Origin of the sequence: Mesorhizobium sp. NFR06 (assembly GCF_900115245.1) — a bacterium.
Taxonomy (GTDB): Bacteria; Pseudomonadota; Alphaproteobacteria; order Rhizobiales; family Rhizobiaceae; genus Mesorhizobium.
On record NZ_FOVT01000020.1, the window covers coordinates 1 to 25858 of the forward strand.

30 protein-coding genes are annotated in these 25858 nt (G+C 62.8%); 17 read left to right on the forward strand and 13 right to left on the reverse strand.

Annotation, left to right across the window (positions count from 1 at the left end):
* Both F3H96_RS26025 and F3H96_RS26030 read left to right on the forward strand, forming a co-directional pair.
* Positions 1-723: porin (locus F3H96_RS26025; RefSeq protein WP_149804534.1), on the forward strand; the 723-nt coding region annotated here is incomplete at its 5' end.
* A gap of 236 nt (positions 724-959) precedes the next feature.
* A complete protein-coding gene (locus tag F3H96_RS26030) occupies positions 960-2033 on the forward strand; it encodes a site-specific integrase (protein ID WP_149804535.1) in 1074 nt (357 codons plus the stop codon).
* Positions 2034-2115: 82 nt separating this feature from the next.
* Here the strand turns inward: F3H96_RS26030 and F3H96_RS26035 are convergent, their stop codons facing one another.
* Both F3H96_RS26035 and F3H96_RS26040 read right to left on the reverse strand, forming a co-directional pair.
* The gene (locus F3H96_RS26035) at positions 2116-3009 is read right to left on the reverse strand and encodes an alpha/beta hydrolase (protein ID WP_149804536.1); all 894 of its coding nucleotides are present in this window, start codon (positions 3007-3009) and stop codon (positions 2116-2118) included.
* A gap of 228 nt (positions 3010-3237) precedes the next feature.
* The gene (locus F3H96_RS26040) at positions 3238-5277 is read right to left on the reverse strand and encodes a lytic transglycosylase domain-containing protein (protein ID WP_149804537.1); all 2040 of its coding nucleotides are present in this window, start codon (positions 5275-5277) and stop codon (positions 3238-3240) included.
* A gap of 279 nt (positions 5278-5556) precedes the next feature.
* Between F3H96_RS26040 and dapA the strand changes: the two genes are divergently transcribed.
* The 3 genes from dapA to F3H96_RS26055 all read left to right on the forward strand — a co-directional run bounded on the left by dapA (position 5557) and on the right by F3H96_RS26055 (position 7907).
* Positions 5557-6438, forward strand: a complete 882-nt coding sequence (gene dapA / locus F3H96_RS26045) for a 4-hydroxy-tetrahydrodipicolinate synthase (protein ID WP_149804538.1) — start codon at positions 5557-5559, stop codon at positions 6436-6438.
* Positions 6439-6589: 151 nt separating this feature from the next.
* The gene (gene smpB / locus F3H96_RS26050) at positions 6590-7069 is read left to right on the forward strand and encodes an SsrA-binding protein SmpB (protein ID WP_149804539.1); all 480 of its coding nucleotides are present in this window, start codon (positions 6590-6592) and stop codon (positions 7067-7069) included.
* Positions 7070-7277: 208 nt separating this feature from the next.
* Positions 7278-7907 (forward strand): GH25 family lysozyme, encoded by a 630-nt coding sequence (locus F3H96_RS26055; RefSeq protein WP_149804540.1) that lies wholly within the window; start codon positions 7278-7280, stop codon positions 7905-7907.
* On the opposite strand, the gene F3H96_RS26060 is transcribed toward F3H96_RS26055, so the two are convergent.
* Together F3H96_RS26060 and F3H96_RS26065 are read right to left on the reverse strand one after the other, a co-directional pair.
* Positions 7876-8547, reverse strand: coding sequence for a uracil-DNA glycosylase (locus tag F3H96_RS26060; RefSeq protein ID WP_188131542.1), 672 nt, complete (start codon positions 8545-8547; stop codon positions 7876-7878). The two genes, F3H96_RS26055 and F3H96_RS26060, sit on opposite strands and share 32 nt — an antisense overlap.
* On the reverse strand, positions 8544-9125 hold the full coding sequence (locus F3H96_RS26065) for an NYN domain-containing protein (RefSeq protein WP_059189095.1): 582 nt from the start codon (positions 9123-9125) through the stop codon (positions 8544-8546). Before F3H96_RS26065 ends, F3H96_RS26060 begins: the two co-directional genes overlap by 4 nt.
* A gap of 305 nt (positions 9126-9430) precedes the next feature.
* Here F3H96_RS26065 and rpoZ point away from each other — a divergent pair, with 305 nt between their 5' ends.
* The 3 genes from rpoZ (at position 9431) to pyrE (ending at position 12854) form a co-directional block, all read left to right on the forward strand.
* Positions 9431-9832 (forward strand): DNA-directed RNA polymerase subunit omega, encoded by a 402-nt coding sequence (gene rpoZ / locus F3H96_RS26070; RefSeq protein ID WP_149804542.1) that lies wholly within the window; start codon positions 9431-9433, stop codon positions 9830-9832.
* Between the two features lie 125 nt (positions 9833-9957).
* The gene (locus F3H96_RS26075) at positions 9958-12189 is read left to right on the forward strand and encodes a bifunctional (p)ppGpp synthetase/guanosine-3',5'-bis(diphosphate) 3'-pyrophosphohydrolase (protein WP_149804543.1); all 2232 of its coding nucleotides are present in this window, start codon (positions 9958-9960) and stop codon (positions 12187-12189) included.
* 86 nt (positions 12190-12275) lie between these two features.
* Positions 12276-12854, forward strand: coding sequence for an orotate phosphoribosyltransferase (gene pyrE / locus F3H96_RS26080; protein WP_149804544.1), 579 nt, complete (start codon positions 12276-12278; stop codon positions 12852-12854).
* On the opposite strand, the gene F3H96_RS26085 is transcribed toward pyrE, so the two are convergent.
* The 4 genes from F3H96_RS26085 to F3H96_RS26100 form a co-directional block, all read right to left on the reverse strand.
* Positions 12782-13546, reverse strand: coding sequence for an MBL fold metallo-hydrolase (locus tag F3H96_RS26085; protein WP_244620160.1), 765 nt, complete (start codon positions 13544-13546; stop codon positions 12782-12784). The genes pyrE and F3H96_RS26085 overlap by 73 nt on opposite strands.
* Positions 13547-13629: 83 nt before the next feature.
* Entirely contained in the window at positions 13630-14406 is a 777-nt protein-coding gene (locus F3H96_RS26090) for an amino acid ABC transporter ATP-binding protein (RefSeq protein ID WP_149804546.1), read from the reverse strand.
* 30 nt (positions 14407-14436) lie between these two features.
* A complete protein-coding gene (locus F3H96_RS26095) occupies positions 14437-15114 on the reverse strand; it encodes an amino acid ABC transporter permease (RefSeq protein WP_149804547.1) in 678 nt (225 codons plus the stop codon).
* A 13-nt stretch (positions 15115-15127) separates the two neighbouring features.
* Positions 15128-15889, reverse strand: coding sequence for a transporter substrate-binding domain-containing protein (locus tag F3H96_RS26100; RefSeq protein WP_244620161.1), 762 nt, complete (start codon positions 15887-15889; stop codon positions 15128-15130).
* Positions 15890-16091: 202 nt separating this feature from the next.
* Between F3H96_RS26100 and F3H96_RS26105 the strand changes: the two genes are divergently transcribed.
* Together F3H96_RS26105 and F3H96_RS26110 are read left to right on the forward strand one after the other, a co-directional pair.
* The gene (locus F3H96_RS26105) at positions 16092-17015 is read left to right on the forward strand and encodes a LysR substrate-binding domain-containing protein (protein WP_149804549.1); all 924 of its coding nucleotides are present in this window, start codon (positions 16092-16094) and stop codon (positions 17013-17015) included.
* A gap of 7 nt (positions 17016-17022) precedes the next feature.
* Complete coding sequence (locus F3H96_RS26110) at positions 17023-17418, forward strand: VOC family protein (RefSeq protein ID WP_210248175.1); 396 nt, start codon at positions 17023-17025, stop codon at positions 17416-17418.
* On the opposite strand, the gene F3H96_RS26115 is transcribed toward F3H96_RS26110, so the two are convergent.
* A complete protein-coding gene (locus F3H96_RS26115) occupies positions 17396-17926 on the reverse strand; it encodes a GNAT family N-acetyltransferase (protein WP_149804550.1) in 531 nt (176 codons plus the stop codon). The two genes, F3H96_RS26110 and F3H96_RS26115, sit on opposite strands and share 23 nt — an antisense overlap.
* A 212-nt stretch (positions 17927-18138) precedes the next feature.
* Between F3H96_RS26115 and F3H96_RS26120 the strand changes: the two genes are divergently transcribed.
* From F3H96_RS26120 to F3H96_RS26145, 6 genes are all read left to right on the forward strand, one after another.
* Positions 18139-18726, forward strand: a complete 588-nt coding sequence (locus F3H96_RS26120; RefSeq protein WP_149804551.1) for a DUF2062 domain-containing protein — start codon at positions 18139-18141, stop codon at positions 18724-18726.
* Positions 18723-19136: a holo-ACP synthase gene (gene acpS / locus F3H96_RS26125; RefSeq protein WP_149804552.1), complete on the forward strand. Its 414-nt coding sequence runs from the start codon at positions 18723-18725 to the stop codon at positions 19134-19136. The genes F3H96_RS26120 and acpS overlap by 4 nt, the downstream gene beginning before the upstream one ends.
* A 79-nt stretch (positions 19137-19215) precedes the next feature.
* Positions 19216-19965 (forward strand): signal peptidase I, encoded by a 750-nt coding sequence (lepB, locus tag F3H96_RS26130; protein ID WP_149804553.1) that lies wholly within the window; start codon positions 19216-19218, stop codon positions 19963-19965.
* 3 nt (positions 19966-19968) lie between these two features.
* Complete coding sequence (rnc, locus tag F3H96_RS26135; RefSeq protein ID WP_149804554.1) at positions 19969-20685, forward strand: ribonuclease III; 717 nt, start codon at positions 19969-19971, stop codon at positions 20683-20685.
* A complete protein-coding gene (gene era, locus F3H96_RS26140; RefSeq protein ID WP_188131543.1) occupies positions 20670-21602 on the forward strand; it encodes a GTPase Era in 933 nt (310 codons plus the stop codon). Before rnc ends, era begins: the two co-directional genes overlap by 16 nt.
* 147 nt (positions 21603-21749) lie before the next feature.
* Positions 21750-22637: an aminoglycoside phosphotransferase family protein gene (locus F3H96_RS26145; protein WP_149804556.1), complete on the forward strand. Its 888-nt coding sequence runs from the start codon at positions 21750-21752 to the stop codon at positions 22635-22637.
* A gap of 119 nt (positions 22638-22756) precedes the next feature.
* Here the strand turns inward: F3H96_RS26145 and F3H96_RS26150 are convergent, their stop codons facing one another.
* The 3 genes from F3H96_RS26150 to F3H96_RS26160 form a co-directional block, all read right to left on the reverse strand.
* Positions 22757-23230: a VOC family protein gene (locus tag F3H96_RS26150; RefSeq protein WP_149804557.1), complete on the reverse strand. Its 474-nt coding sequence runs from the start codon at positions 23228-23230 to the stop codon at positions 22757-22759.
* Positions 23231-23439: 209 nt separating this feature from the next.
* Positions 23440-23967 carry a GNAT family N-acetyltransferase gene (locus F3H96_RS26155; protein WP_149804558.1) on the reverse strand — a complete coding sequence of 176 codons (528 nt, stop codon included), beginning with the start codon at positions 23965-23967 and terminating at the stop codon, positions 23440-23442.
* Positions 23964-24242: a DUF1778 domain-containing protein gene (locus F3H96_RS26160; protein WP_149804559.1), complete on the reverse strand. Its 279-nt coding sequence runs from the start codon at positions 24240-24242 to the stop codon at positions 23964-23966. The genes F3H96_RS26155 and F3H96_RS26160 overlap by 4 nt, the downstream gene beginning before the upstream one ends.
* A 97-nt stretch (positions 24243-24339) precedes the next feature.
* On the opposite strand from F3H96_RS26160, the gene recO reads away from it, so the two are divergent.
* Complete coding sequence (recO, locus tag F3H96_RS26165; protein WP_149804560.1) at positions 24340-25098, forward strand: DNA repair protein RecO; 759 nt, start codon at positions 24340-24342, stop codon at positions 25096-25098.
* A 196-nt stretch (positions 25099-25294) separates the two neighbouring features.
* Here the strand turns inward: recO and F3H96_RS26170 are convergent, their stop codons facing one another.
* Complete coding sequence (locus F3H96_RS26170) at positions 25295-25774, reverse strand: NUDIX domain-containing protein (RefSeq protein WP_149804637.1); 480 nt, start codon at positions 25772-25774, stop codon at positions 25295-25297.
* Positions 25775-25858: the final 84 nt, after the last annotated feature.

Below are 25858 nucleotides of genomic sequence, written 5' to 3' on the forward strand. Positions count from 1 at the left end.
GGCGTTTCGCTGAACTTCGCCTGGATCCAGCTCGGCGGCCTGCGCGTCGGTAAGGACGAATCGGCCTTCAATACGTTCACCGGCTACGCCGGCAACGTCATCAACGATACGCTGGTTCCCTACGGCGACTTCGACACCAACGTCGTCCAGTATTACTTCGATGCCGGCAATGGCTTCTCGGCCGTGGTCTCGCTCGAAGAAGGTTCGGGCGTCATCGGCACCATCGACAGCTACGTTCCGCATGTCGTCGGCGGCTTGAAGTGGACGCAGGGCTGGGGCGCCATCAGCGGCGTCGTCGCCTATGACAGCAACTATGAAGAAGTTGCCGGCAAGGTTCGCCTGGACGTGAACGTCAACGACGCGCTGTCGCTGTGGATCATGGCTGGCTACGGCACCGACGACAACCTGAGCGACCCGACCTGGGCAACTCCGGCTGGCGGCCGCGGCTTCTACAAGCAGTGGGGCGGCAACTGGGCGGTGTGGGGCGGCGGCACCTACAAGTTCAACGAGAAGACCTCGTTCAACCTCCAGGCCTCGGGTGACGATGAGAAGAACTATAGCGTGGCGGCGAACGTCGCTTACGACATCGTTCCCGGCTTCACGGTCACGGCCGAAGTCGACTGGTCGCATTGGGGTGAAGAAGGCATCAACTGGACCGACAGGTCCGCATTCCCCAAGAAGGATGCAGTCGGCGGTATGCTCCGCTTCCAGCGCTCGTTCTAAGGGCTGGAACTACACAGGCGAAATCCAGCCCGGGCGCATCAACGCCCGGGCTGTTTGTTTTCGTGACTGGCAAGGGCGAGCGAAAAAGGAAAAGGGGGACTGGTAGCTGAAGTCTGCGAACGGTTTCGTGGGATCCGCCGATGGCGGATGAAATCGTTTTGTCAGACATAAACTCTTGAAAGGACGCTTCCGAGCAGATAGGTGTGCTCTATCCACTCGGGGGTGTGGTCAAATCAATGACAAACGAAGCGATTCAAGAGGGGGACCCCTCTGGTCATTTTGCGGTATTTTCTTCTCAAAATTCGAAGTTTAAGTATACCTATAACAAGATTAGAGAAGTAAAATCGCACAGGATCGGGGAGCTTTTCGCAGCATACCGGGACATACTTTGGGACGATGGGCGGCATAAGTACAATGTCAGCTCTTTCATTGGTGAAATAGACGAGATCCTTCTGGGAGAGCGTTTCAGCACCTTTGACCAGAACACCCTGGACAATCTTATCGGTACTTTGCGCCAGCGCGGCAACAGCAACGCAACCATCAATCGCAAGATGGCTGCCCTTAGCAAACTGCTGCGCAAGGCTCACAAGATGGGGGATATCCACAGCTTGCCCGAGTTCCGCCGCCAGAAGGAGCGGGCGGGGCGGATTCGTTTCCTCGAAAGGGACGAAGAGGCAAGGCTGTTCGCCGCCATCAAGAGCCGCTGCGAGGATGCTTACCGGCTCTCCGTCTTCCTGGTCGATAGCGGCTGCCGTCTCGGCGAGGCGCTCGGCCTGATCTGGAACGACATCCAGGAGCACCGCGTCTCGTTCTGGATCACCAAGTCCGGCCGCAGCCGCACCATTCCGATGACCGAACGCGTCAAGGACGTGATCAAGCTGCCGCCGAACACGGAAGGACGCCGGCCGAAAGGCCCGTTTACCAAGCTCAGCCAGGCGCAGTACCGCGCCATCTGGAACGAGGCCAAGACCGAGGTCGGCCTTGGCGCCGACGAGCAGGTGGTGCCGCATATCCTGCGCCACACCTGCGCCTCGCGTCTCGTCCAGGGCGGCATCGATATCAGGCGCGTACAGATGTGGCTCGGTCACCAGACGCTGTCGATGACCATGCGTTATGCGCATCTCGCCACCAACGATCTCGACGGCTGCGTCGTCGTGCTCGAGAAGCCGCGTGGCGACGAGGCATCGCGCTCAGTGGAAGGCTCCGTCTTTGCCTCTCCTTTGACCACGCCGTCACCCGCCAAAGCCGCCCGCAAGGAGAGCGGATCGGATCCGGCGAAGGCGCGCCGCAAGAGCTCGAAGGTCAAATAGGCGCACGCCGAACCCCGGCTCGCAGGGGCGAATCTATATTGTATAAGGAAAGCCTGAGGCTGAGTTAGTCTCTGGCTTTACTTTATCTTGATTTGCTGTCGGCTCGATCGAGGAATGCGGCAATGGTGTGCGGCAGAGTGCCGGTTTCCAGGAACGGCGCATGACCTTGGCCTTCGACCATGATCGCCTCCATGCCGGGATGGCGCTTTCCCATCTCATCGAGCGTCGCTGCGGACAGCAGCTTCGAATTGCTGCCGCGTATGGCAAGCAGCGGCACGGCGGCAAGCGCCTCGAATTGTGGCCAGAGATCCGGCAGCGGCTTGCTGAAGTCGGCGCCGGCGAGCGTGTCGACCAGGGCCGGATCGAAATCCGGCGCCCAGCCGGTTTCCGTCTCGCGGAAGATCGCAGCCACCATGCGTGCCCAGTGGGCATCGGCGAGGCTCGGGAAATCGGCGCCATGCGCGCGCCGTTGCGCCGCCACCGCCTCGGCAAATGTCCTCGGCTTCGGCGCACGCTCGAGGTAGGAGCGGATATGGGCAAGACCTTCAGCCTCGATCACCGGGCCGATGTCGTTGAGCACGATGGCGTTCAATGCGGTCGGCTTCAGCGCGCCGAGCACGTGAATGATCAGGCCGCCGCGCGAGGTGCCGATGAAGGCCGCCTGGTCGATGCCGAGCGCGGACAGCCCGGCAAGCACGTCGCCGGCTTCGACGCCGACATTATAGTGGCCGATATCGGGATCGTGGTCGGATAGTCCGCGGCCGCGATAGTCGAAGGCGATGACCTTGCGTGGGTGCTCTGCCTTGCTGGAAAGGTAGAGCGCGAGCTCATGGAAGTCACGGGCATTGCGGGTGAGACCGGGCAGGCAGACGACCGGCCAGTGGCCTGCGTTCGCCTCGCCGTAGATCCGGGCGTGGAGCTTCAGCCCGTCAGGTGCGGCATAGAAGAAATCGGAGAAACCTTGGTCGCTCGCCACTGGAATGCCTCACTCAGCTTGGGGGTGACCGACAGCTACAGGCGAGGGCAGGAGTCGTCAAATGGGGAGTTCTTCCCTTCTCCCCTTGTGGGAGAAGGTGGCGCCGAAGGCGACGGATGAGGGGTGCTCCAGGCAACGCCAACGTCTCACTTTGCTGGAACGCCCCTCATCCGTCTCGGCGCTGCGCGCCGATCCACCTTCTCCACAAGGGGAGAAGGAAGACAGCCCTCAGCTCCGCCCGTTCACCAGATCCCCCACGATGTCGTATTTGCCTGAAATACGCATCCTGTAGACCTCGTAATTCTCCATCACGCGTTGCACGTAACTTCTTGTTTCCGTGTAGGGAATCCGCTCGATCCAGTCGACGACGGCGTCCACGTCCTTGCCGCGCGGGTCGCCGTATTTGGCCACCCACTGGGCGGCGCGGTTGGGGCCGGCATTGTAGCCGGCGAAGGTCAGCACATAGGAGCCGCCGAAGCGGTCGAGCTGCTCGCCGAGAAAGGCCGAGCCCAGCGTCGCGTTGTAGCCGGCATCGCTGGTCAGCCGCGCCTGCGAGAAGATCATGCCGGCCTTTTTCGCCAGCTGCTTGGCGGTGCCCGGCATCAACTGCAGCAGGCCGCGCGCGCCGGCGCTGGAAACGGCGCCGACATTGAACTCGCTTTCCTGGCGGGCAATGGCATAGGCGAGCGCCTTGCCGGATCCGGATATGTTGGCCGAATCGGGAATGACGCCGAGCGGATGCGACAGCGCGCCGACATCGATGCCGCGCTGGGCGGCGATCTTGCCGACCTTCAGCGCCATGAAGTGGTTGCCCTGCTTTTCGGCCAGCACCGCAAGCAGCGCCAGCTCGCCCGGGCTGGTCAATTGCCCTGCAAGGTCGCGGTAGAGCGTCTCGGCATAGCGGTCGTAACCCGCTTCCTGCAGCCGCTTGATCGCGCTGACCGCCTCGCGGCCGTCGAAGCTCTGGCGGTCGGCCGCACTCGGTTTCGGATAGACGATGTTGAGGGTCCTCAAGCCGACGCGCTCGCCGGCGAGCTGGCCGTAGAAGGTCGTGCCATAGCTGGCCGCGCGCGTGAAATAATCCCTGGCGCTCCCCGGACCGCCGACTTCGGCTGCGCGGCCGAGCCAGTAATAGGCGCGCGACAGCGAGACCGGTCCCTGGGCCAGCTCGGTAATGCGCGTGAAATGCCTGGCGGCGGTCGCCGGGTCGTTGAGACCGCGCAGCGCATACCAGCCGGCGTGGAATTCGGCTTCGGCGGCGTTCTGCGGGCTCTCGGCGGCGTGCATGGCAACGATCTTGTAGGCGGTCTTCACGTCGCCCTGGTCGACCAGCTCGCGCGAGAGCACGCGACGCTCGACCCACCAGGCATCAGGGTCGACCAGTGAATTGCGATCGGTCGGCGCATTCATCACCACGGAAGCGGCCTCAGCGAATTTCTGCTGCTTGCGCAGATATTCCGCCTCGGCGAAGAAATAGCCGGCCGAGCGCTGCGCCGCCGGCACCGCCTTCAACAGCCTGGCGGCGTTCTTGTCGCCCTTGTCCACCGCCGCCCAGGCGTCCGCCAGGGGCTGTGCGCCCGCGAGACCCGCGACGCGCAGTGCCGAGGACGGCCGGTCGGCATAGAACATCCGCTCCATGCGGTAGCGATGGTCCGCGGCCGGGATCAGCGCGCCGAACTCCTTGATGACGGTCGCCTCGTCCTTTACCTCCAGCTTTTCCGTGCGCCAGAACGGCACCAGCACCGACCGCGCCGCGGCCTGGTTGCCGAGCGCCACTTGCGAGCGGGCAAGGATGATCACGCCCTCCGGCGTCAGCGGTTGGCTGCGGCCGAAGGCCTGCACCACCACTTGCGGCGGCGGATTCTCGCGATAGAGCGCGCGCTCGCTGTTTTTGCGCAGCGCGATCGTGCCCGGCCATCCCGGCAGCATCTTGGCCGCATCGGCGATCTCGCCGCTCGGCACCTTGTCGCCGCCGTAAAGCGCGATCGCCCAGGCGAGGATATGCCGGTCGAGCGAAATGGCGGGCAGCCTGTCGCGCGCGTTGCGCGCGCCGGCGATGTTGTTGGCGGCCAGCGCATCGAGCCCGCTCTTCAGTTGCGCTATGTCGGAGGACGGGGCGGTCGACGTCTGCCCGGGGGCCTGCGGTGCGTCGGGCATGGGAATGGAAGCGGTCGGGCGCGCATCGACACTCCCGCCGATCGCCACGGTAGGCGTCGCCGCGACGATCGCGCCGAGAAGCGCGAAGATATGAGGCCGCTTCGTCGGCATTGTTGCAATCCTAGCACATCGTCAGCAGGCGCGGGGACTTAAGAGCCGGAATAAGAGCCTAAACTTAGGTCGTGAAGGGCTCGTAAACAAAAGGTTATCGAGGCTGTTCGAATTGCCCTTGCTGGCTCCATGGCGATCCTTGCCGCTGAAGCGTGTCGAGACTATGGTGCGCGGCTTCGCTTTCGGTTAGAAGGCGCGCAAATAAAATACCGACGCATGTCGCCCGAGGGCGGGAAAACGACATGCAGTGCCAACAAGGTTCCAAGGAGTTTGGACGACATGCTGAGAGGCTCGCTGACCGCGCTCGTCACACCGTTCGAAAAGAGCGGGCGTTTCGACGAGAAAGCCTTTCGGTCGTTTGTCGAATGGCAGATCGCCGAAGGCACCAAGGGTCTGGTTCCCGTCGGCACCACCGGCGAGTCGCCGACGCTGTCGCATGAGGAGCACCGTCAGGTCGTCAAGGTTTGCATCGAGGTCGCCAAGGGCCGGGTTCCGGTCGTCGCCGGGGCCGGCTCCAACAACACCGAGGAAGCGGTCGGGCTGGTGCAATATGCCGAGAAGGCCGGCGCCGACGCCGCCCTTGTCGTCACGCCCTACTACAACAAGCCCACGCAGCGCGGCCTTTATGAACATTTCGCCGCCGTCGCCAGGGCGACCACGCTGCCGATCATCATCTACAACATCCCGCCGCGCTCGGTGATCGACATGAGCCCGGAGACGATGGGCAGGCTGCGCCACGACTTCAAGAACATCGCCGGCGTCAAGGACGCGACCGGCAAGGTCGAGCGCGTCTCCGAGCAGCGCATGACCTGCGGCAAGGATTTCATCCAGCTCTCCGGCGAGGATGCATCCGCGCTCGGCTTCAACGCGCATGGCGGCGTCGGCTGCATTTCGGTCACGTCGAATGTCGCGCCGCGCCTTTGCGCCGAATTCCAGGAAGCGACGCTGTCCGGCGACAGCGCCAAGGCGCTCGAGCTGCAGGACCGTCTGTTGCCGCTGCACAAGGCGATCTTCATGGAACCCGGCGTCTCCGGCGCCAAATACGCGCTGTCGAAGCTGGGCAAGGTCGAGAACGTGGTGCGCTCGCCGCTGGTGACCGTCGAGGCCTCGACCGCCGAGAAGCTCGACGCGGCGCTGAAGCATGCCGGCTTGATAAATTAGCGAGCCCGTTTGGAAACTCTACACCTGCGGCCATCTGAAGGCGCCACCTGCGCTTCCGGTGCTCACGTACTATATGTACGCTCCGCTCCGGTTCTCGGTGGCACCTTCACCTGACTCGCAGGAGCGAGTTTCGAAACGGACTCTGGACGTCATGAATCAAATCAAGAAAGCCGATCCAAACAACAGGACGGTCGCCGAAAACCGCAAGGCGCGCTTTTCCTACGAGGTGCTCGACACGATCGAGACCGGCTTGGTGCTGACCGGCACCGAGGTCAAGTCGCTGCGCCAGGGCCAGGCCAACATCCAGGAGAGCTATGCGTCGGCCGAGGGCGGCGAGATCTGGCTGATCAATTCCTATCTGCCGGAATATTTGCAGGCCAATCGCTTCAACCACGAGCCGCGCCGGCGCCGCAAATTGCTGGTCTCGAAGCGCGAGATGGCCAAGCTTGCGCAAAGCGTCGAGCGCGAGGGCATGACGCTGGTGCCGCTGAAAATCTATTTCAATGATCGCGGCCGCGCCAAGCTGCTGCTCGCCATTGCCCGTGGCAAGAAACTGCACGACAAGCGCGAGACCGAAAAACAGCGCGACTGGTCGCGTGAGAAGGGCCGGCTGCTGAAGGAACGCGGCTAGAGCAATTCCAGGAAAAGTGTGCAGCGGTTTTCCGTCCGGAATTGCGTGTACACAGATCGGCTATATCGAGGCAAAGCGGGCAGGGAGCCAAGGCTTGAGGAACCGCTTCATTGTCCTGGCCCTGGCTTTCGTTTTTCTGGCGGTTGCCATCTGGGCGGAAAGCCTTCTTCGACCTCGCGCTTTCCCACCGGATCGTGGCGAATTCCCCATGAGGGGCATCGACGTTTCGCACCACCAGGGCAAGATCGACTGGCAGCGCGTTGCGGCCAATGATGTCGCCTTCGCCATCATCAAGGCCACCGAAGGCGGCGACCACGTCGACGATACTTTCGCCGAAAATCTGCGCGGCGCGCGCGCTGCGGGCCTGGCGGTCGGCGCCTACCATTTCTTCACCTTCTGCCGCCCGGGCGCTGACCAGGCGAAGAACTTCATCTCGGTGGTGCCGCGCGGCGAGCCGCTTTTGCCGCCGGTCGTCGACATCGAATTTCACGGCAATTGTCCGCATCGGCCTTCGCCCGCCGAGCTGAACGCGGAACTGCTTGCCTTCCTGGGTCCGGTCGAGGCGGCCTATGGCAAGCCAGCCATCGTCTACATCACCGATGAGGCGGCGCCGGCCTATGCCGCTCATATTCCGGTTCGCCCGCGCTGGCTGCGCTCGATTGCGATGCCGCCGGGAGAGGGAGGGTGGGTCTATTGGCAATATCTCGATACCGGCCGTGTCGACGGCATCGACGGCGACGTCGACCTGAATGTGCTGAAGGGCGGGCCGGCGCGGCTATCGGAACTCTTTGCCTCGGCGCCTGACTCTAGTTCTTCAGGAACGCCGCGATCTCCCTGAACACATCGACGAACATCTGTTCCGTCAGCACGCCCGTGTTGGTGTTGTAGCGCGAGCAGTGATAGCTGGAAAACAGCGCGATGCCGCCGGCCTGCTGCCGGCCGCCATGGCGGAACGGAAAGGCAGCGACGCGCTCGCCCAGCGCTCGCACCGTCGACTGGTGCGCGATCGAACCAAGCGTCAGGATAGCGCGGAGATTGGGAAAGCGCGAGATGGTCGGCTTCAGAAAGGTGCGGCAGGTGGCAATCTCGGCGCCGACCGGTTTGTTGTCCGGCGGTACGCAGCGCACCGCATTGGTGACGGCGGTGCCGACAAGCTCGAGTCCGTCATCCGGCCTTGCCTTGAATTCGCCCCGCGCCAAGCCATGCGCGATCATCGTGCCGTAGAGCAGGTCGCCGGCATAATCGCCGGTGAAGGGGCGCCCGGTGCGGTTGGCGCCGCGCAGGCCGGGCGCCAGGCCGACGATCAGCAGGCGGACCGAGTCTTCGCCCTCCGGCGGCAGAAAGGTCGGCACCGGCGCGTTGAACCAGCCGGGCTCGCGCTCGCGCCAGGCGGCGATGAAATCATGCAGCCGCGGGCAAAGCGGGCAGTCGCGGCTGGGTTCGGGGGAGGGGGCGGCGGTCAAGGCCGCCGCTCTCAATAATCGTCCTCGTCGACTTCGGCAGGTTCCGGCCGGCGCACGGGCCGCTCGGACGGGTCGCGGCCGACTTCGTTCTTCAGCGTCATCAGGTCGATGAAGTGGTCGGCCTGGCGGCGCAGATCGTCCGAAATCATCGGCGGCTGCGACGCCATGGTCGAGATGATCGACACCTTGCGGCCGCGTCGCTGCAGCGCCTCCACCAGCGTGCGGAAGTCGCCGTCGCCGGAGAAGATCACGTAGTGGTCGACGACATCGGCGAGCTCGAGCGCATCGACGGTCAGCTCGATGTCCATGTTGCCCTTGATCTTGCGGCGGCCGGTCGAGTCGGTGAATTCCTTGGCGGGCTTGGTCACCACCTTGAAGCCGTTATAGTCGAGCCAGTCGATCAGCGGCCGGATCGAGGAATACTCCTGATCCTCGACCAGCGCGGTGTAGTAATAAGCGCGCAGCAGGTAGCCGCGCTTCTGGAAGCTCGACAGAAGCTTGCGATAGTCGATGTCGAAGCCCAACGCGCGGGAGGTGGCATAGAGATTGGCGCCGTCGATGAAAAGAGCGATCTTTTCACGGGGATCGAACATTGAAAAACATCCCTTTCGAAAAATTTTTGTCGTCTAAAAGCGTTTGACGAAAAGGTCCGACAAATGGGCCTCGGTGCCGTCACTTCGGAGATAACGCGCAATTTATGGATATCCAAGGGCAAGGCCCGCATTGCAAGCAATTGTGATCGCGACTATGTGACTTGCATCATGGCGCGGCATCCGATGTTGAGCCGGCGGAGCCCGACGAAGCCGACGCCGACGCCATAAAGCTTGTATTTCGGCCGCGCCCGCGTTATGGAGCGCGCCAGCTTTCCATCAAATCCATCGCATGAAAGGGGCAGTCCATGGCCCGCGTAACCGTTGAAGATTGCATCGACAAGGTCGACAACCGTTTTGAACTCGTGCTGCTCGCCGGCCACCGCGCCCGCCAGATCAGCCAGGGCGCGCAGATCACCGTTCCGCGCGACAATGACAAGAACCCGGTCATCGCGCTGCGCGAGATCGCCGACGAGACGCTGTCGCCCGACGACCTCAAGGAAGATCTGATCCACTCGCTGCAGAAGCATGTCGAGGTCGACGAGCCGGAGGCCGAGGGCGAGGCGATCACCGACCAGACCAGCGCGACCGCCGTGGCGGCAGACACGGACGACGCCGAGGAGAACATCACTTTCGACCGCATGAGCGAGGAAGATCTGCTCGCCGGCATCGAAGGTCTGGTGCCGCCGGAAAAGAGTGACGACTACTAAGACTCTCGGAACTTGCCTGGATCAAGCATCCGGCACTTCCGTCGCTTAGGTTTCGTGGCTATCTATGGGATGCGTCGCACGTTGGTGCGGCGCATCAATCATTTCCGCACCGCGAGATCCCGCCCATGATGCGTCAGTATGAGCTTGTCGAGCGCGTCCAGCGCTACAAGCCTGACGTCAACGAGGCGCTGCTCAACAAGGCTTACGTCTACGCCATGCAGAAGCATGGCCACCAGAAGCGCGCCTCGGGCGACCCCTATTTCTCGCATCCGCTCGAAGTCGCCGCCATCCTTACCGACATGCACATGGACGAGGCGACGATCGCCGTTGCCCTGCTGCATGACACGATCGAGGACACGACCGCGACCAGGGCCGAGATCGACGAATTGTTCGGTCCCGAAATGGGCAAGTTGGTCGAGGGCCTCACCAAGCTGAAGAAGCTCGATCTGGTCTCGAAGAAGGCCGAGCAGGCGGAAAACCTGCGCAAGCTTCTGCTCGCGATCTCCGAGGACGTCCGCGTTCTGCTCGTCAAGCTCGCCGACCGCCTGCATAACATGCGCACCCTCGACCATATGCCGGAAGCCAAGCGCCTGCGCATCGCCGAGGAGACGATGGACATCTATGCGCCGCTTGCCGGGCGCATGGGCATGCAGGGCATGCGCGAGGAACTTGAAGAGATCGCCTTCCGCTACATCAATCCGGAGGCTTATCGCGCCGTTACCGCAAGGCTTGCCGAGATTTTCGAGCGCAACAAGGGCGTCCTGCAGGAGATCGAGACGGCGCTGTCGGGCCTGTTCGAAAAACACGCCATCAAGGCGAGCGTGAAGAGCCGGCAGAAGAAGCCGTGGTCGGTGTTCCGCAAGATGGAGGCCAAGGCGCTGTCCTTCGAGCAGCTCTCCGACATTTTCGGCTTCCGCGTCGTCGTCGATTCGGTCGACGACTGCTACCGCGCGCTTGGTGCCATCCACACCACGTGGTCGATGGTGCCCGGCCGCTTCAAGGACTACATCTCGACGCCGAAGCAGAACGACTACCGTTCCATCCACACCACCATCGTCGGCCCGTCGCGCCAGCGCGTCGAATTGCAGATCCGCACCAAGGAGATGAACAAAATAGCCGAATACGGCGTCGCCGCGCATTCGATCTACAAGGACACGGGCGGCAAGATGAACGGCGCCGGCCACACGATCTCCAAGGAGACCAATGCCTATGCCTGGCTGCGGCGCACCATTGAGCAGCTGGCCGAAGGTGACAATCCGGAGGACTTCCTCGAAAACACCAAGCTCGAGCTGTTCCAGGACCAGGTGTTCTGCTTCACGCCAAAGGGCATGCTGATCGCGCTGCCGCGCGGCGCCACCCCGATCGATTTCGCCTATGCGGTCCACACCGATGTCGGCGACACCTGCGTCGGCGCCAAGGTCAACGGCCGCATCATGCCGCTGATGACGGAACTGAAGAACGGCGACGAGGTCGAGATCATCCGCTCCAAGGCGCAGGTCCCGCCCGCCGCCTGGGAATCGGTCGTGGTCACCGGCAAGGCGCGCGCCGCCATCCGCCGCGCCACCAAGAATGCCATCCGCAAGCAATATTCCGGCCTCGGCGCCCGCATCCTCGAACGTGCTTTCGAGCGCGCCGGCAAGACCTTCACCAAGGAGAGCCTGAAGCCGGTGCTGCACCGGCTGGCGCGCAAGGACATCGAGGACGTGCTGGCCTCGGTCGGGCGCGGCGAGCTGAGCTCCACCGACGTCATGAAAGCGGTCTTCCCCGACTATAAGGACGAGCGCGTCACGGTCGCTGCGCCAAAGCAGCGCGAAGAGGGCTGGTCGAAGATCCGCAACGCCGCCGGCATGCTGTTCCAGATGCCCGGCAGCCGGGCCGCGCGCAAGGACAAGGACCAGCCGCGCGACGGTGCCGTGCCGATCCGCGGCGTGCGCGGCGACCTGCCGGTGCGCTTCGCGCCGGAGGGCGCGGTGCCCGGCGACCGCATCGTCGGCATCATCCAGCCGGGAACCGGCATCACCATTTATCCGATCCAGTCGCCGGCGCTGCAGGCCTTCGATGACCAGCCCGAGCGCTGGATCGACGTGCGCTGGGACATCGACGAACGGACCAAGGAACGGTTTCCGGCGCGCATCTCGGTCACCGCCATCAATGCGCCGGGTTCGTTAGCCGATATCGCCCAGGTCGTCGCTTCGAACGACGCCAACATCCACACGCTGTCGATGATACGCACCGCGCCTGATTTCACCGAGATGCTGATCGACCTCGAGGTCTGGGATTTGAAGCATCTCAACCGGCTGCTGTCGCAGCTCAAGGACAATTCGAGCGTCAGCGATGCGCGGCGCGTCAATGGGTGAATGGTGAATAGCGAATGGTGGATGGTGAAAGATGGCGCTCTCACCTCCACCACCATTCACCATTCGCCATGGACATGGAGCGAACAATGAACACCGACGAAGTGCTGGGCATTTTCCGCGAGGCCGGCGCCGTTCTTGAAGGTCATTTCATCCTGACGTCCGGCCTGCGCAGCCCTATCTTCCTGCAGAAGGCGCGGGTCTTCATGCATGCCGACAAGACCGAGCGCCTGTGCAAGGCGCTGGCCGAGAAGATCCGAGACAGCGTGCCCGGCAGGATCGACTATGTCGTCGGCCCGGCCATCGGCGGCCTGATCCCGGCCTACGAGACCTCGCGCCATCTCGGCGCCCCGGCGATCTGGGTCGAGCGGGAAGGGGGCGAATTCCGGCTGCGCCGCTTCGAGATCGCCGAAGGCTCGCGCGTCGTCATCGTCGAGGACATCGTCACCACGGGCCTGTCGATCCGCGAGACCATCGATTGCCTGCGCGAGATCGGCGCCGAAGTGGTGGCGGCCGCCTGCATCATCGACCGCTCGGCCGGCAAGACCGACGTCGGCGTGCCGCTGATCGCGCTGGCCGAATATGAGGTGCCGGCCTATCCGCCCGACCGCCTGCCGCCGGAACTCGCCGCGATTCCGGCCGTGAAGCCGGGAAGCCGCAACATCTGAACTGCATCGGTATGCTCTGACGCCTTATGTCGAGGATCACTCGGGGAGCGCGGATTTAGATAGCCTTCGGCGATCGACCTCATGCGCTCCTGGGACATCGGATTGCCATGCCCTCCATAGGCCACGTCCACCTCAAGGGTAAGAAGCCGCTCCATCGTTTTGCGGTATTCGGCCTTATCGCAACCGGGCAAATCATCGACAAGCAAACCATCGTAAATGGCGTCTCCGCTAAACAGGACGCCGTTCTGCTCGTCGAGCAATCCGATCGAGCCCGGAGAATGACCCGGCAGGTGAAGAACGCGGTATGACGCATCCCCTGTTTCGATGCGGCCGTTCTCGATCAGCGCATCCGTGAGAGGCGCCGGCGCAATGACGTAGCCCTCGGGAGACCACGCAGGATGGGGGGCCTGGGAAACCGGCTCCGGCTGATCTCGAAAGAACCCGGCCAAGGTGCACTCGTCCGCCATCGCCGCGAACCCGTCTTCTTCCGCCGCGTGGCCCAGACGGTGCTCGAATTCATGAAACGAGCCTACGTGGTCGACATGAACATGGGTCGCGACAGCCAATACCGGCTTGCCGCCTCTGAGGCGCAGGAACCGGCGAAGGGACTGCAACCCCATGCCGAAGTCGATGATGAGATCGGCATCCCTTCCCGTCACGTGAAAGAGGTTGGCCCGGAAGAAGGGATGCACATATGGCTCCCAGATCCGAAGGATCTTATCGGAAACCCGTTCAGCCGCGAACCAGTCCGGTAGATAGCCCACGTCACACCCGCTCAATGAAGGAGATTGCTCAGAAAACGCTTGGTGCGTTCGTGTGCGGGAGTCGAGAAAAGCCTCTCGGGCGTATTGCTCTCGATGACCTTGCCGCCCTCCATGAAGGCGACCTGGCTCGCGACCTGCCTGGCAAATCCCATCTCGTGTGTGACGCAAATCATCGTCATGCCGTCTTCCGCCAGCCTGACCATGGTATCGAGCACTTCCTTGACCATCTCCGGGTCAAGCGCGGAGGTGGGCTCGTCGAACAGCATGATGCTTGGGTTCATGCACAGGGCCCGGGCGATGGCGACCCGCTGCTGTTGTCCGCCCGAAAGTTCTGCTGGATAGCTGCTCGCTTTTTCGGGGATGCGCACCCGTTCCAAAAGCGCCATGGCGATGTCTGACGCTTCCCTGTGCGAGCGTCTCCTCACCCAGCGTTGGGCCAGGGTGCAGTTCTGGAGAACGGTGAGATGCGGGAACAAATTGAAGTGCTGGAACACCATGCCGACGTCTCGTCTGATGCGGTCGATCCTGACGATCTGGTCGGTCAGTTCTGCCCCGTTGACGGTGATTGCGCCCGCGTCATGGATTTCGAGCCGGTTGATACACCTGATCAGCGTCGATTTGCCCGAGCCGGACGGCCCGCAGATGACCATTCGCGATCCTCGCTCCACGGTCATCGACACGCCTTGCAGAGCCTTGAAGCTGCCGTAGGACTTGGCGACGTCGACGAGCTGAATGGCTGGCGTTCCAGGTGCGACGCCGGCTGCACCCGTTAGTTGTTCTGAAGTCATTTGTTTCGTCTCGTGTGAAATGCGCGACCGTTATCGATGCCCCTTCGAAAGCAGGCGTTCGATGCGCGTCTGGAAGACTGTCAGCACGGAGACCATCAGCATGTAGTAAACCAATGCGGCGCCGTACCATTCGAGAAACCGGAAACTGGTCGCAATGGCGAACTGGGTGAGCGTCATGAGCTCCTTGAGCGAAATCACGGTTGCCAGCGACGTGGCCTTCAACAACGAGATGAACTCGTTGATCAGCGCAGGCACCGCGACTCTCAACGCCTGCGGCATGGTAATCAGGATGAAAATCTGCCACCGATGCAGCCCGAGAGCCGCGGCGCCTTCGCGTTGGCCTTTTCCGACCGCCGCAAAGGCACCGCGAAGGATCTCCGTCAGATAGGCGACCTCAATCAGCGTCAGCGCCAGGAAGGCCGCGAAGAAAGGCGTGAACCAGGCCTGCCTGAACACCGGCGACAGTTGCGGAAGTCCGTTCCATACGAACAGCAGGATCAACAGCGCCGGAGCGCCACGGAAAAGCCAGACATAGCCGCCGACCGACCAACGCAACGCCTTCCTCTGGGATCCGGCAACCGATCCGAACAGTGTTGCCACGATCAAGGAGCAAGTCATTACCGATATGGACAACACCATCGTCAGCAGAGCCCCTTTTGCAAGGGGCCAGCCAAAGACAGCCGAAAGGAACAGATGGTAGTCAAACATTCCGCCCGCCTCGTCAGTCGTGCGGGACGTCGGTAGAAGTCGCCGGCAGACTCCACTTTGCCAGGAGATCCTTCATCTCGCCGCTCTTCTGAAGGGCCTCGATCGCATCCTTGACCATTGCGCGATCTGCCGGGTTCTTGCGCATGTAGATGCCATAGGTTTCGCTGTCCGCGTAGGTGTAGGCGACCTTCAACCGGTTGGGCATCTGCATCATGCGAAAAGCCGCGGTGGTGTCCTGCGTGATCGTGGAGGCGGCGCGCCCGACCAGTATCTGTTCGATGACGCCGGATGCCGACGGGTAGGTCTGGACCTGGATGGGTGCCTTGCCGCCGGCTGCCAGCTTCGCGTTCAGGTCCGCGATCACCTTTTCGTAGGTCGTTCCGGCCTCGATCGCCATCACCTTGCCGCTCATGTCCTCCGGGGCTTTGCTGTCCGCATCCGAACCGGGCACCAGCAGCACGACATGGGATCCGAAATACGGAACGCCGTCGTATTTCTCCAGTCTCGCGGGGGTGATCATGATGCCGCTCGCGACCAGGTCGCATCTTTGCGAGTCGAGCGACGGCAGAAGCCCCTTGAAGTCGCCGACTACGAATTCTGCCTTCGCGTCCCAGCGTTTTGCGATTGCATCGATGACGTCGATCTCGAAGCCGACGAGGTTGGCATCGCCCGGGTTCTTGTAATACTGCATGGGCGGAAAGTCGCCCGCCGTGCAAACCTTCAGCGTGCCTTCGGTAGCGAATTTCGGCTTGTCCGCGGCAGCCGGAGCATGCACGCTAATTCCCATTGCTATACCGGCAGCGAGCGGGAGCATCGCCGCCCTTTTTGAATGAATGTTCATTGTTTTGTTTCCCTCTGGCCGTCGCCCTAGCCGGGCCGGCTAACAGCTACCGTGTCGCTAAATGCAGACAAGCTAAAATTTATGTGCGAAGGAATCGCAGGAAAACTAAACGGTCACGACAAGCCGGGAGGAGTGAATGCGATTGCCGCCGCTGAATGCGCTTAGAGTCTTCGAAAGCGTCGCCAGGCTGGGTCACATGGGCGCCGCTGCCGCCGAACTGCACGTCACCCCAGGGGCAGTCAGTCAGCAGATACGCTCCCTTCAGCTCTCTCTGGGTATCGAACTGTTCGAGAAGCGCGGTCGCCAGCTCGCATTGACCGAGGAGGGCGCTACCCTTCAACGTTCCGTACGAAAGGCACTCGATACGCTGATGGTGGGCGTTCGCGATGTCGCGGCGCGCAAGGCCGCATCCATCACCAAAAGCGTGCTGACGATATCGATGCCCCAGGTTCACGGTGTCGCGTGGCTTGCAACGCGCCTGTTCGACTTCATGGCGGAGAACCGGAATTTCACGCTCAATGTCGTCACCGCGGCCCGTTTCAACCAGGTGGACTGGCGCAAGGCCGACATCTCCGTGGTTTATGGTGTTCCACCTTGGCCTGGTTTTTGGTGGCAATTGCTTCACGGGATACGCATGACCCCAGTATGCAGTCCGCAACTGCTACGCGGCCCAAACGCGATCAGGCAGATTGGCGACTTGGCGTCGCACCGCTTGCTTCATGAGGATGACGGTTCGCAATGGCGCCGGTACCAAGCCGCGGCGGGCGGCGTATACACCGGCTCATCGGACGTCTTTTTCGATGACTTCGGCATCGTCCTGCAAGCCGCACGGGACGGCTATGGCGTGGCATTGAGCGACGAAATCATCTCCGCACGGGACCTGGATGAGGGCAGGCTGGTGCAACCATTGCCTCTCGCCGTACCCGCCATTCACAACTATTATTGCCTGTGCGCCGAAGCCAAGCGCCAGCGTGAGGACGTTAGCTATTTTATCGACTGGCTCGTCGCCGAAGCGTCGAAAATCGAGGCGACTGGCCGCCGTCAAAGGATTTCCGGCTGATCCAGGCATGAGCTTAGCTGTGATAGGTGCCATCGACCATTTCGTGCTGACGGTCCGTTCGGTCGAAGCGACCTGCGATTTCTACCGGCGGGTGCTCGGCATGCGGCGCCTGGACGAGCCGAACCGGCCGACCGCGCTGCTGTTCGGCACGCAGAAGATCAACCTGCACGAAGTTGGCCGCACCTTCGAGCCGAAGGCAAAGACGCCGACGCCGGGTTCCGGCGATTTCTGCCTCGTGGCAGCGGTGCCGCTTGCCGAAGTCCTGGCCAGTCTCGAGGCCAATGGCGTGTCGATCGAAGTCGGACCGGTCGAACGCACCGGCGCGCGCGGCACCATGATGTCGGTCTATTTTCGCGATCCGGACGACAACCTGATCGAGGTCAGCGAGTATCCTCTCGACTGAGATCGAGCTGCATCGCGCAACGCTGGTCCAAAGGCATGCCATGCTCGGCTTCGTCGCCGAGCAGGCTTGCGAGCCGTTCGTCGATCCCGGGATCCTCGAGGACGCGAAATCCGAACTTGCGATAGAAGGGCGCGTTCCAGGCGACGGCGCGGAACGTCGTCAGCGTCACCGCGGCCAGGCCGCGTCGCCTGGCGTCCCCGGTCGCCCGTTCAAGTAGCGCTCGACCGATGCCTGATCCTTGCCGGTCAAGGCGCACGTCAAGCTCCCAGATGTGCAGCGTATCGCCCTCGATCCCGGCACTCAGGAAGCCGACCGGCCGATCCTGGCCGTCGGCGGCAACCCAGCATGCGCCTTCGGCGATCAGCTGCCGGTGTCGCTCGACGCTCACATTGTCCCCCTCGGCCAGCCAGGCCAGGTCGGCAATGGCGCGGAACGCTTCCCCGGCCGACTGCTCGATGGCGGGCAGTGCCTCTGCATCGTCGAAACGAGCCGCTCGAATGATGATCATGAACTGTACAGGTCTTCTCCTCAGTTTCGCCAGAATGGTGGCCTTGTTACCGTCTGCGGCAGACCATCGCGGCGGCGTCTCATTGTTGCGCGGCCAGGCTATCGCTATATCAAAGTCGTTGTTGCCTTTCTGCGCTCTGGAAGCGCAAGATATGTATCTTAGGCCGGCCCGAGTGGCAGGCCGGCGGGTGTTGGACCGGGAACTGGAACAGAGTGCTTTTTCGACGCCGAGAGCCTGATGGCCTCATTGAGCGGGTGCGTACTTATCTTTGGCCGCGCCGCTCGTTCTCACGTTCCGTGCAGTATTTTTCCAAACGCATCCTGCGGCTGAAGTCGACGCCGCATTCCGTAGCCGCCGGTGTCGCCGCGGGCGTTTTTGCCTCCTTCTTCCCGCTTGGCTTCCACTTCATCGTCGCCGCAGTGCTGTGCTGGATCATCGCCGGCAATCTGGTCGCGGCGGCGCTGGGCGCGGTGTTCTTCGGCAATCCGCTGACTTTCCCGCTGCTGTGGGGCGCATCCTGGGAAACCGGCAAGTTGCTCCTGCATGAGCGCCTGCCGAAGCACGGCCCGCCCGAGCATCTCGGCGAAATGATGCACAAGCTCTCCTTCGCCAAGCTCTGGCACCCCGTGCTGGAGCCGATGCTGATCGGCGCGGTGCCGCTCGGCATCGTCTTCGGGCTCTTGTTCTATGGCATCACGCGCTGGGGCATGACCGTGTTTCGCGAGCAGCGCAAGAAGCGCATGGCAGAGCGTGCCGAGAAGAAGTCGCGGCAGGGCGGGCGGGAAGTGCCCGCGGAATGATCATCGGCATTGGCAGCGACCTGATCGACATCAGACGCATCGAGAAATCGCTGGAGCGGCATGGTCAGCGCTTCGTCCAGCGCATCTATACCGAGGTCGAGCAGGCCAAGTCGGAAAAGCGCGCTGCTCGCGCGGCTTCCTACGCCAAGCGCTTCGCCGCCAAGGAAGCCTGCGCAAAGGCGCTGGGCACCGGCATGGCCGAGGGTGTGTTCTGGCGCGACATGGGCGTGGTCAACTTGCCCAGCGGCGCGCCGACCATGGCGCTGACCGGCGGCGCCGCCGCCAGGCTGGAGAAAATCCTGCCAAGAGGCCATCGCGCCTTGATCCATCTCACCATCACCGATGATTTCCCGCTTGCTCAAGCCTTTGTGATCATCGAGGCGGTGCCCGCCGAACAAGCGCCACATTGATTCCATCTGACCACGAGCGGCATGACGTTGCCCAGCGCGCGCCGAGACTCTATACCAACATCGCACAATCGAGGACGACATGAGCGTGGCTGAAAAATCGCAGAAGAAATCCGGCGGGCTTGGTGAAACCTTCTCCGTCATCATCCAGGCTCTGCTGCTCGCGCTCGTCATCCGCACGCTGTTCTTCCAGCCTTTCTCCATTCCGTCCGGCTCGATGCGCCCGACACTGCTCGAAGGCGACTATCTCTTCGTCACCAAATGGGCTTATGGCTATTCGCGCTATTCGCTGCCGTTCGGTCCCGATCTCTTCTCGGGCCGCATCTGGAGCTCCGAGCCCAAGCGCGGCGACGTGGCGGTGTTCAAGTTCCCGCCGGATCCCTCGGTCGACTACATCAAGCGCGTCGTCGGCCTGCCCGGCGACAAGATCCAGGTGAAGAACGGCCAGCTTTTCATCAACGACGTCGGCGTGCCGCGCGTAAAGACCGGCCAGATCGACAACCCCGACGTCACCGAGGAAAATCGGCCGATCGACGTCTATCGTGAAACGCTGCCGAACGGCGTCAGCTACGACACGCTCGACATCAATTCCGATTCGATCGGCGACAACACGCGCGAGTTCGTCGTGCCGGCCGGGCACTATTTCATGATGGGCGACAACCGCGACAATTCCTCAGACAGCCGTTTCGCCGTCGGCTTCGTGCCGGCTGAAAACCTCGTCGGCCGCGCCAACCTCATCTTCTTCTCGATCGCCGGCAAGGCGAGCCCGCTCGAAATCTGGAAGTGGCCGTCGCTGATGCGCCCCGCGCGCCTGTTCCATTTCGTCCACTAGGTTATGGCGGCCAGCAAGCGTTTGACCGCCGATGCCCTCGCCGAAGCGCTTGTCGAGCGCACCGGCCACGTCTTCGTTGACCGCCAGCGCCTGCAGCGGGCGCTGACCCATGCCAGCGCTCGTTCGAGCCATGCCGGCATCGACTATGAGCGCTTCGAGTTCCTCGGCGACCGCGTTCTCGGCCTTGTCATTGCCGATATGCTGCTCGCTGCGTTTCCCGACGCCGCCGAGGGCGAGCTTTCGCTGCGTTACAATGCGCTGGTCAATGCCGAGGCGCTCTCCGGGATCTCCGAGGAGATCGGCCTGCCCGAGCTGATCCGCGCCGGCTCCGATGTACGCAATCTCGAAGGGCGCAAGCGCACCAATCTGCGCGCCGATGCGCTGGAATCGCTGATTGCCGTGCTTTACCTGGATGGTGGCCTTGAGGCTGCCCGCGCGTTCATCCACCGCTACTGGCAGCCGCGCTCGCTAGCCATTGGTGCCGCCCGCCGCGACGCCAAGACCGAATTGCAGGAATGGGCGCACCAGGCGGCCGCCGGCGCCGTGCCGGTCTATCGGGTCGACGGCCGCGAGGGACCTGATCACGATCCCCTGTTCACCGTCAGCGTCAAGGTAGGCGCTTTTGCTCCGGCGACCGGCAGCGGCCGTTCCAAGCGCGAGGCCGAGCAAGCGGCGGCCTCTGCCCTTTTGCTGCGCGAAGGCGTATGGAGCGCGGCATGACCGAAATGGAAACTCCTCAGGCTCCCGCCACTCGCTCCGGTTTCGTCGCGCTGATCGGTGCGCCCAATGCCGGCAAATCGACACTCGTCAACCAGCTGGTCGGCGCCAAGGTGTCGATCGTCACCCACAAGGTGCAGACTACCCGCGCCATCGTGCGCGGCATCGCCACGCACGACAACGCCCAGATCGTCTTTGTCGACACGCCAGGCATCTTCAAGCCGAAGCGGCGGCTGGACACCGCTATGGTGACCACCGCCTGGGGCGGCGCCAAGGACGCCGACGTCGTGGTGCTTCTGATCGATGCCGAGCGCGGCATCAGGGGCGATGCCGATGCCATCCTCGACCGGCTGAAGGACGTCCGGCAGCCGATGCTTCTGGTTCTCAACAAGGTCGATCGCGTCAAGCCGGAGACGCTTCTGGCCTTGTCCGCGGCAGCAAACGAAAGAGTGCCGTTCAAGCGCACCTTCATGGTCTCCGCGCTCACCGGCTCCGGCTGCAAGGACCTGCTCGACTATCTCGCCGAGACGCTTCCCTTGGGCCCCTGGTACTATCCGGAGGACCAGATCTCCGACCTGCCGATGCGCCAGCTCGCGGCCGAGATCACGCGCGAGAAGCTGTATCTGCGGCTGCATCAGGAGCTTCCCTATTCCTCGCATATCGAGACCGAGAAATGGGAAGAGAAGAAGGACGGCTCGGTGCGCATCGAGCAGGTCATCTATGTCGAGCGCGACAGCCAGAAGAAGATCGTGCTTGGCCACAAGGGCGAAACCATCCGCGCCATCGGCCAGGCCGCTCGCGTCGAGATCGCCGGGATCCTCGAGCAGAAGGTGCACCTCTTCCTGTTCGTCAAGGTGCGCGAGAACTGGGGCGACGACCCCGAGCGCTATCGCGAGATGGGGCTGGAATTTCCCTCCTGATTATCGTCGTCCAACTGCGTCGCGCTGAAACGGATTCAGGCGACGCGCTTTTAAGTCTTTGTTTTGATGCATGTCGTTGTCTCAGGACCGCTGCACACTTCCGAGCGACATACATTGGAAGGCCGCCCGGCGATTTGAGACGACGACATGCAGGAACCAACCATCGATACCGATCTCGTGCGGCGGCTGGTCGACGCGCAGTTTCCGAAATGGCGGGACCTGCCGGTGGGGCCTGTCGCGTTTAGCGGCTGGGATAATCGGACCTTCCATCTGGGCGACGCGATGACGGTGCGCCTGCCGAGCGCCGCGCCCTATTCGCTGCAGGTCGAGAAAGAACAGCGTTGGCTGCCGAAACTCGCGCCGCTCCTGCCGCTGCCCATTCCTACGCCGCTGGCTATGGGCGAGCCGGCCGAAGGCTACCCCTGGCATTGGTCGGTCTATCGCTGGATCGAAGGCGATACGGCGAAGACTGGACGCATCGACGATCTCGACGCCTTCGCGGTCTCGCTCGCCGATTTCCTCGTTGCATTGAGAGGCATCGATCCAACAGGCGGGCCGGGACCCGGCCAGCATAATTTTCACCGCGGCGGACCGCTGACCGTCTATGACAGCGAGGCGCGGCAAGCCATCGCCGCGCTCGAAGGCCGGATCGACACGCAAGCCGCTGCCGCCGTCTGGGAAGCAGCTCTTGCCGCCACCTGGCATGGTTCGCCGGTCTGGTTCCATGGCGATGTCGCCTCGGGCAACCTTCTGGTTAAGGACGGCGACTTGAGCGCCGTCATCGATTTCGGCACGTCCGGCGTCGGCGATCCCTCCTGCGATCTCGCGATCACCTGGACTTTTTTCGAGGGCGCCAGCCGCGAAGCGTTCCGCGCCCGCATTGCCGTCGATGCCACCGCCTGGGCGCGCGGCCGCGGCTGGGCGCTGTGGAAGGCGCTGATCACCGTTGCCGGGCACGACGCCAATCAGGCCGAGGCCGAAAGGCAGCGTCATGTGATCGACGAAGTGCTTGCCGATCATCGGCGCCGGGCGTAAGGGGAAAATGCGGCTTGCGCAGGTGGAGACGCCAAGGGGGCTGGCTGCCGGTGAGAGGTAGCAGCCAACTCCACATCTCGAAGCCTTGCACCCGTTTACCGGAGACGGCGCCGCCGCCGTCACTGAGCCTTAGAGGCTTCGCCACCCAGGGCTGCTTTGCCGCGACGTTCCATTTCGGCCAGCGATAGGTCTTCCTTCCATGTCAGCAGCACCCAGACATGGCCGAACGGGTCGCGCACGCCGGCCGAGTTCGCGCCGTAAAACATGTCGGTTGGCGGCTGAACCTGCTCGCAACCTGCCGCTACCGCACGAGCCAGGACCGCTGCGTTGTCGGCCACCATCAGATGCAGCCCCGCGGTACATGCTCCGAGCTGCCGCGGCTCATCGTAGAACTGACTGGTCGGATCGCCCAACATCACCGTTGCATCGCAAATAACAAGCTCGCTGTGGACGATCAGGCCGTCCGGCGCCGTTATGCGCAACACCTCTTCGGCGCCGAACGCATCGACGTAGAAGGCCACGGCTTTGGCCGCGTCTCGGACATAGATGTGCGGAACGACAGCGTATCGGTAGCGGAGAGGTCGCAGTGTCATCGCCGGGCTCGCCGATGTTCTTGTCGCCCAATCGCTCGGTTTGCCGCGCAGCTACCCTTTGCCGGTTGCCGCGATGGAGGCACGATTAGGCATAAACATGGGTGGGTCTCTCCGGTTCCCGATTCCCAGATGCTGCTGCACGGCGGGCATTCGCGTGGGGTCGAAAATTGGCGTACGGCTCCGTCGGATCAGCCGGTCATGAGCCTCGTCTACAGCAAGCCCTTTGCCCTGAGGTCGGCGGCAAAGGTCGCCAGCGGCATCACTAGGGTAAGAGGTTTTTCCGACAGCGGCTCGGCGCCATATTCGCGGTACCAGTTCGCGGCCCCCTCGCTCTTGGCATCGATGATGAGCAAAAGGCCACCTCCTTCAGCCGCGACACGCAGGCAGCGCAAGGCTGCTGCGGCGAGCAGCTGACCACCAAGGCCTTGGCCTGCCACTGTCAGATCGGTAGCCAACCGCGCAAGCTTGAACGCGGGCACTTCGTGCCGGGCTAGCCCTTTTGTCATGGCTGTGGGCACCTGCTCGTGCGCTAGGGCGGAGGGCGCGATCGTATAGAAACCAAGGATGCGGTTGCGGGCAGGAGAATCAACCGCGCAAAATGTTTTCGACGCATTCTGCTCATGGCTCTGCCTGGCGAAACGCCGCAGAAAATCATTCATCTGCTCGTCGCCGCAATCGAAGGACGCGCGATCATGCGATTTCGCGATCGGCTCCTCTTGCCATGCGGGCAACGTCATATCGTGTGAGGGAGAGCCGCGATGGCAGCGCGCAATTTCGCATTGGGCTTAGGCGGATGCTCGAGTAGATCGAGAATGCGCTTGAAGTCGCGTTCCGAGACCTCGGTCTGCTCGGTCGCCTTGATCACGGCTTCAGCCTCGGGCAGCATTTTGTCGAGAATGAAGTCGGTCATGTCCTTGTTCGACAGCGCCGCCGCACGGGCTATCATCGCCTTTTGCGTCGGCCGCAGGCGGATGTTGAAGCGCTCGGATCTTTCATTTGCTGGTTTGGACATGGAAAATATCCTTCCTGCCAAAACATAACGTACGTACATCATACGTACAACTGGCTTCTCTTGATTTCACCACCCAACAGGTGAAAAGCTCAACCCCATGGAATGGCACGACGAGGGAATCGTTCTCGGCACCCGCAAGCATGGCGAAACCAGCGCCATCCTCGAGGTGATGACGCGCGCCCATGGCCGCCATCTGGGCCTGGTGCGGGGAGGGCGCTCGCGCAAGCAGCAGCCGGTGCTGCAGGCCGGCAACCGCGTCGACCTTCTGTGGCGGGCGCGCCTCGACGAACATCTCGGCATCTTCCAGGCCGAGGCGATCGAGATGAATGCCGCCCGGCTGATGGACAGCGCGGTCGCCGTCTACGGCCTGCAGACCATGGCCGCGCATCTGAGGCTGCTGCCGGAGCGCGACGCCCATGGCGGGCTCTATGAGGCGCTGGCCGTGATGATTTCCCATCTCGACGATGCCGACGCGGCGGGCGAGCTTGTGGCGCGCTTCGAGTTGCTCATCCTGGACGAGCTCGGCTTCGGCCTCGACCTCAGCCAATGCGCGGCAACCGGCTCCAGGCAGGACCTCGCCTATGTCTCGCCGAAATCCGGACGCGCGGTCTCGCGCGCGGCCGGGGCTCCGTGGCACGACAAGATGCTGGCGCTGCCGGCCTTCTTGCAGCGTGGCTCGGGCTTGCGCGCCGACGCGGCGGCGCTCGAGGACGCCTTCCGGTTGACCGGCTTCTTCTTCACCCGCCATGTCTACGAACCGCGCGGCCTCGAGCCGCCCGACGCGCGCACCGGCTTCCTCTCCGCGCTGCGCCGGCATCATGCGGCGACGAAGGCGATTGCTGGCGAAGCAGGATAGCAGGGCAGCGTCTTATGCCCACAAGTCTGGGGCGGTTCTGGCGCCGCGACATGCATCAAAACAAAGACTTGCGCGCGTCAGCTGAATCAATCTCAGCGCGACGCGCTTTTAATGCATGTCGCCCAGAAGTACGCAGCGTTTCTGGGACAACGACCTGCATCAAAACAAAGACTCAAAGCGCGTTGCCTGCATCCGTTCAGCGCGACGCGCTCCAGTCTTTTCCGCGCCGCTCCAGAAAATCGTCGAGCATGGCGCGCTGGCCTTTCAGGATCTTGAGGCCGGCTTCGGGCAATGAGAACCAGCCGGCTCGATCCACTTCGGGAAACGCCTTCATGGCTCCCGATTTCGGCGGCCATTCCATCGTGAACATGTTGCTTTTGATGGCAGTTGCGTCGACATCGGCTTCGACGCTCCAGGCGACGACGATCTTGCCGCCCGGCTGCTTGTAGCTGCCGAGGGGCTGGAAGTCGCCGTCGATGGCGATGCCGAGCTCTTCTTCAGCCTCGCGCTTGGCGGCTTTGAGCTCATCTTCATTGTCGCCGATCAGTCCCTTCGGGATAGACCACGCACCCTCATCCTTCCGTGCCCAGAACGGTCCGCCAGGGTGGACGAGCAGAAATTCGAACACACCGGCGGCGCACCTGTGGATCAGCAGGCCCGCACTTCGCTGCGGCATCGGCCACCTCACGGCTTTTTCTTCGATCCCGCGAGAATAGCACGAGTATTTTTCGACGCGCGCCACGCAATCTCGCCGGCGGCG